This is a genomic window from Sulfuricurvum sp. (assembly GCF_019163035.1).
GTDB lineage: Bacteria > Campylobacterota > Campylobacteria > Campylobacterales > Sulfurimonadaceae > Sulfuricurvum.
In genome coordinates this window covers 1-5,635 of sequence record NZ_JAFLKV010000098.1, presented here as the reverse complement: position 1 = coordinate 5,635, position 5,635 = coordinate 1, and the positions used below count along the sequence as shown (strand labels likewise).

At 43.4% G+C, this 5,635-nt stretch carries 7 protein-coding genes; 3 read left to right on the top strand and 4 right to left on the bottom strand.

What is annotated here, in order from left to right; translation table 11 throughout:
• Window positions 1–289: 289 nt before the first annotated feature.
• On the top strand, window positions 290–766 hold the full coding sequence (locus JZU62_RS07250) for a hypothetical protein (RefSeq protein WP_295013339.1): 477 nt from the start codon (window positions 290–292) through the stop codon (window positions 764–766).
• Window positions 767–809: 43 nt separating this feature from the next.
• On the opposite strand, the gene fabI is transcribed toward JZU62_RS07250, so the two are convergent.
• From fabI to gap, 4 genes are read right to left on the bottom strand one after another with little or no spacing between them, the layout of a single operon-like run.
• A complete protein-coding gene (fabI, locus tag JZU62_RS07245; protein WP_295013337.1) occupies window positions 810–1,634 on the bottom strand; it encodes an enoyl-ACP reductase FabI in 825 nt (274 codons plus the stop codon).
• Between the two features lie 3 nt (window positions 1,635–1,637).
• Window positions 1,638–2,357 (bottom strand): triose-phosphate isomerase, encoded by a 720-nt coding sequence (locus JZU62_RS07240; RefSeq protein WP_295013335.1) that lies wholly within the window; start codon window positions 2,355–2,357, stop codon window positions 1,638–1,640.
• 12 nt (window positions 2,358–2,369) lie between these two features.
• Window positions 2,370–3,560, bottom strand: coding sequence for a phosphoglycerate kinase (locus tag JZU62_RS07235; protein ID WP_295013333.1), 1,191 nt, complete (start codon window positions 3,558–3,560; stop codon window positions 2,370–2,372).
• A gap of 29 nt (window positions 3,561–3,589) precedes the next feature.
• On the bottom strand, window positions 3,590–4,594 hold the full coding sequence (gene gap / locus JZU62_RS07230) for a type I glyceraldehyde-3-phosphate dehydrogenase (protein WP_295013331.1): 1,005 nt from the start codon (window positions 4,592–4,594) through the stop codon (window positions 3,590–3,592).
• Window positions 4,595–4,677: 83 nt separating this feature from the next.
• Here gap and nadD point away from each other — a divergent pair, with 83 nt between their 5' ends.
• Window positions 4,678–5,211, top strand: a complete 534-nt coding sequence (gene nadD / locus JZU62_RS07225) for a nicotinate (nicotinamide) nucleotide adenylyltransferase (protein ID WP_295013329.1) — start codon at window positions 4,678–4,680, stop codon at window positions 5,209–5,211.
• Window positions 5,208–5,537 carry a ribosome silencing factor gene (rsfS, locus tag JZU62_RS07220; protein ID WP_295013327.1) on the top strand — a complete coding sequence of 110 codons (330 nt, stop codon included), beginning with the start codon at window positions 5,208–5,210 and terminating at the stop codon, window positions 5,535–5,537. Before nadD ends, rsfS begins: the two co-directional genes overlap by 4 nt.
• The last annotated feature ends 98 nt before the right edge of the window (window positions 5,538–5,635 follow it).

Below are 5,635 nucleotides of genomic sequence, written 5' to 3'. Positions count from 1 at the left end.
AGCAACACTGCTGCTGCAAGACTCATTTTTACTAACTTCATTGATTCTCCTTAAGTTAAGCTTGACCTATGTTTTTGTTTCGTCAAGGTTAATTGTAACCCCCCTATTCTTAAACATTGCTGTAAAAAATAATTTTGTTAACTCACTGTTTACTAAAACCAAATCCCTATAATTGGGAATGTGACATTTTTGTAATATTCTTTTCGACTATTTTTCTTATCCATATCCCTGATTCTATGTTATAGTACGAACTAATCTGAAAAATTCAATCCTAATAGAGGAAACACGCATGCGTCATTCACTTACCCTTTCCCTCGCCCTTCTTATATTCGGCGGCTGTGCTGCAAATAAGACGGGTGTCACTCCATCTCAAAATACCAATCTTCAAGCCGTATCACCTAGTGCTACTGCTACTGCCGAAGGTGGAGCGATGCAACGATCCCTTGACAGCTGGCTCAAAGAGGAATGGAACCCGATGACAGCTGCTCCAGCAGTGAGTACTAAAACAGCTGTAGATGGTACGGTAGTTACAACAAAAACTGAAGGAACTCAAGTTATAACGACGACAACTGCTCCTAATGGAACCGTAGTGACAAAAACAGAGCCAGTCGTTCAAGAAGCTGAAGATAATTCTCCGATTACCTTGCAAAAGTATGCAGACAAATGGAAAGCATATCATGATAAAAAAGCGGCGATGAAAGAAGGTCAGCTGCAAGAGCCGTCCCATGTCGAAAAAATGAAGAGTTTACCGGTTATCGGAAAGTAACGTTTCGTAACATAATTATTCCGCAGATGCGGAATAATTATTATTATTTTCTCTCATCCCAGACAAAAACACTTTTACCTTCATCGTTTTTCTCAACCGCAGCCATACCCATAATGTTATAACCCGCATCAACATAATGGACTTCTCCGCTCACACCGCTCGCTAAATCACTAAGGAGATACATAGCGGAATTTCCGACCTCTTCGATAGTGACGTTTTTACGAAGCGGTGCATTCGACTCGTTCCAGTTGAGAATTTGTTTGAAATCGCCAATGCCGCTCGCCGCTAACGTGCGGATAGGACCTGCACTAATCGCGTTAACTCGTTGACCTTTGGATGCTCCGAGTTCTACTGCCATATAACGTACACTCGACTCTAACGCCGCTTTTGCAACGCCCATAACATTGTAGTTCGGGATGTATTTCGGTCCGCCTAAGTAGCTGAGAGTAATGATCGATGCCCCTGGAGCCAACACAGACTCAAGACGATTTGTCAAATCAATAAAAGAATAAACCGAAACATCCATTGCGATCTGAAACGCACTTTTAGAGGTTTTCATAAATCCTTCGGTCAATGCCTCTTTCGGAGCAAACGCAACCGAGTGAACCAAAAAGTCGATTTGTCCGAAATCTGCCGCCACTTTTGCCGCGATAGACTCCATATCTGATTCGTCTGATACATCGAGTTTATAGACCGGAGAGTTGTTAAAACCCGCTGCTATCGGTTCTACCCGTTTTTGTAATGCTTCATTTAAATAAGTAAACGCCATTTGCGCCCCTTGTGCATGAAGCGCTTGCGCAATACCATATGCGATTGATTTATCGTTGGCGAGTCCTACAATTAGCCCTTTTTTACCTTGCATTAACATCTATTATTCTCCTATTTCTGTGTTTAATTCTACTGCTTGTGCAATCATTTCGCAAAAATCGTTTGCACTGAGTGCCGCTGAGCCTACTAAAACGCCATCTACATTTTCTAATGCCATAATCTCGCCCGCATTTTCCACTTTTACACTTCCGCCGTATAAAAGAGGTGCAGGTGTTTTAGAGCGAAGAGCGCTGTGCACACTCTCGATATCACTGTTGGTCGGAGTTAATCCCGTTCCAATAGCCCAAACCGGCTCATACGCGATGATAAGGTCGGGATACGAGAGGTCGATCCCCTCGAATTGCTTCTCAATATACCCCATCAATGCTTCATGTCCCTCTTCACGAACCGAAAGAGGTTCACCGACACAATAAATGATTGCAAATCCCTGCTCGGCAAAAAATCGGAATTTGTGTGCTATTTGTTCTTGCGTCTCGCCAATAACATGACGGCGCTCCGAGTGTCCGATCAAAATCGTTCTGATTCCAAACTCTTCGAGCTGTTCTAATGCAATCTCTCCCGTATAAGCACCATTTTTTACCGGATAGCCGTTTTGCACACCGATCAAAACATTACGAGGGTCATGATCCAACGCGGTAAAGGGAGGAAATACAATAATCGTATCGCTAATATCATTTGCACTGACAAATGACTCAACTACTGCCATATAGGCTCGTGTCTCTTGACGCGTTTTGTTTGCTTTAAAATTAGCGCACAATATCATGAGTATCTCCTTTTATTTTAATAACGGTTTAACACCCGGAAGGATTTTGCCCTCAAGCAATTCTAATGATGCTCCGCCGCCGGTTGAGATAAAGCTCATCTCTTCATCTAAACCGATGCGTTGAACCAAATCGGCAGTATCACCACCTCCTACGACAGTGGTAGCGTATGAATCGGCAACGAAATGGGCGATTTTGTTCGATCCGCGTGAAAAACGATCCATCTCATACACACCCATCGGTCCGTTCCAAAGAATCGTTTGAACGTCATTAAGCACCTGACGATATAGCCGTACCGTAGCCGGCCCGATATCTAATCCCATCCATCCTGCAGGAATTTCTTGAACACTGGTGAGGCGACTCATTGCATCCGGAGCAAACTTCTCAGCGGCAACGACATCAACCGGAAGATAGAATTTTACTCCGAGACGTTTGGCTTCATTCATGACATTCATCGCTTCATCCAGTAAATCATCTTCTACTAACGAATTACCGACATCGTACCCAAGTGCTTTGAGAAATGTAAATGCCATCCCGCCGCCGATAAGAACTTTATCGACTTTCGGTAACAAATTGATCAATGCTTCGAGTTTGCCCGACACTTTAGATCCGCCGACAATCGCAGCAAACGGTCTAACAGGACGATCTAAAAGAACACCAAAAAATTGAATCTCTTTTTGGAGCAAGAATCCCGCGGCTTTGTGTGCTTTGTCAAAATATTCGGTTATCCCCTCAACGGAAGCATGAGCACGGTGACTCACACCAAACGCATCGTTGATGTAAACTTCCGCCATTGATGCCAATGCAGCACTCAATTCCGGGTCATTTTTCGTCTCCCCTTTTTCAAAGCGGAGATTTTCCAATAACAAAATCTCACCCCCTTGTAGATGTGCTGCGAGTTTTATTGCATTTTCTCCAATTACATCTTCAGTCATCTGAACATTAATTTTTAATAACTGATGAAGACGACGTGCAATCGGTGCAAGGGTGTATTTTTCATCAACTTCACCTTTTGGACGGCCAAAATGAGATGCTAAAATAATCGCACACCCCTGATCGAGACAATAGTTGATCGTTGAAAGCGCCGAGCGGATACGACGATCATCGGTAATGTTGCCGTAATCATCCATAGGGACGTTAAAATCACATCTTATAAATACTTTTTTGCCTTTGATATCACACTCTTTGATGTTCAATAATTCCATTTTTTCCTCTTACTGTAAGATTACAAATTTTATTTTTTACTGATAAACAATGCCATTTCGATTAAACGGTTCGAGTAACCCCATTCGTTATCGTACCATGCCATAATTTTGATCATATTTCCATCAATCACTTGAATCAAATCATCCGCCACTGTGGCACTATAGGATGATCCGACAAAATCTTGCGAAACACGATAACGCTCATCCACTTCCAAAATACCCGCCATCTCTCCATGCGCATACGATTTAAAAAGAGCACTGATCTCTTCTTTGGTCGTAGGATGTTTCACCAAAACGTTCAAATCGACCATCGAGACATCAGGAGTTGGGACACGGACACTTTGCCCATGCAATTTTCCCTCCAGATTCGGCAGTACGATACTGATCGCTTTTGCCGCACCGGTGGTGGTGGGAATCATGTTGAGCGCCGCCGCACGGGAACGACGCATATCACTTCCGTGCGCCGAGTCGATGATTGCTTGTCCGTTGGTATAGGCATGGATCGTGGTCATCAACCCTTTTTCGATCCCGTACGCTTCATCGATAATTTTGGCGATAGGACCCAAACAGTTTGTCGTGCACGAAGCATTCGAAATAATCGGTTCACCGTTGTAGAGGTGTTCATTCACCCCCAACACGAATGTCGCGATTGCACTGTCTTGAGTCGGGGCTGAAAGGATAACCTTTTTCACCCCTTTGCTCAAATGGTGCTCCGTCGATCCTTTCGTCAAAAATAGACCGCTACACTCAAAAACAACATCCGCCCCCAGTATCCCGAAATCGAGTTTTTGAGGATCTTTTTCACACAAAATGCGAACCTTGTTTTTCCCGATTTGAAGGTATCCACCCTCTATGATTCTAACCTCCGATTCGAATGCGCCGTGCACCGAGTCATTTTGCAATAAATAAAGGAGCATATCTATCGATGCCATATCATTAATAGCGACCAGTTCCACATCCTCACGCATCGCGATCAGACGGGTAACACAACGTCCGATACGACCAAATCCGTTCAATGCAATCTTCAACGCCATCACCTAATCCTAAACCGACATAATATAGGGGGTTATTTTACCAAAAATCGGTTATAATTTCGATTAAAATAAAGTTGAGGCTGATGAAGCTTGCACTCTTCGGCGGAAGTTTTGATCCGCCGCATATCGGACACGTTGAAGTCGTTACTAAAGCTTTGAGCGTTTTGGATATCGATAAACTGATTATTGTCCCTGCATGGCGCAATCCATTTAAACCCTCCGTTGTCGCAGAGGGAGAGGTTCGCTACGGTTGGCTAAAAGAAATTTTTGCCGAAACGGAAAAAGTTGAAATCAGCGATTTTGAGATTATGAGCGGTCGAAGTGTTTATACCATTGAAACGGTAAAGCATTATCTCTCGTTGTATGATGAGATTTACCTCATCATCGGAGCCGATAATCTCGAAAATTTGAAAAAATGGCACTCGTATGACGAGCTTGATAGCTTAATTATATGGGTAGTCGCGTGTCGCAATGATATCCCGATACCGGAAAATATGATTCGGCTCACGCTCAATGCGCCGATCAGCTCAAGTGATTTTCGCACCTCAGCCTCCCCATTGGGATTAGAGACGGAAATCGAACAAAAAATTACAACCTACTACAAGGAACACCTGTGAACCCACGTATTGAAAAAATTAGCGCTATTCTCGATCAGAATAAAGCCGAAGCCATCGAAGTATTTGACCTCCGTGAGGGCGATTACTTCGCCGATTATGTTATTCTCGCATCTTCTTTGGGAGAGCGTCATACTATCGCTCTCCTCGATCACCTCAAAAGAGGGCTCAAACCTGATGAGCAATTTTTGTATGTTGATGAGAGTGGAGACTGGGTCGCTATCGATTTAGGAGATATTCTCGTTCATATCCTAACACCGCAATACCGTCTTAAATACGATTTAGAGAGCTTTTTGGGTGAGATCACGGCACGCAAAAACAAAGCGTAATTTTCTCCACTCACCATGTTTTTCATCAAAAAAGGTATCTCATCGGTTCTGATGCCTTTTCCCCTCTTTCTTATTTTTATAGGAATAGCTCTCTTTTT

Excerpts from the sequence above, each read along its gene's own strand:
- JZU62_RS07250 (WP_295013339.1), top strand. The coding sequence starts at position 290 with ATGCGTCATTCACTTACCCTTTCCCTCGCCCTTCTTATATTCGGCGGC.
- fabI (WP_295013337.1), bottom strand. The coding sequence starts at position 1,634 with ATGTTAATGCAAGGTAAAAAAGGGCTAATTGTAGGACTCGCCAACGAT.
- JZU62_RS07240 (WP_295013335.1), bottom strand. The coding sequence starts at position 2,357 with ATGATATTGTGCGCTAATTTTAAAGCAAACAAAACGCGTCAAGAGACA.
- JZU62_RS07235 (WP_295013333.1), bottom strand. The coding sequence starts at position 3,560 with ATGGAATTATTGAACATCAAAGAGTGTGATATCAAAGGCAAAAAAGTA.
- gap (WP_295013331.1), bottom strand. The coding sequence starts at position 4,594 with ATGGCGTTGAAGATTGCATTGAACGGATTTGGTCGTATCGGACGTTGT.
- nadD (WP_295013329.1), top strand. The coding sequence starts at position 4,678 with ATGAAGCTTGCACTCTTCGGCGGAAGTTTTGATCCGCCGCATATCGGA.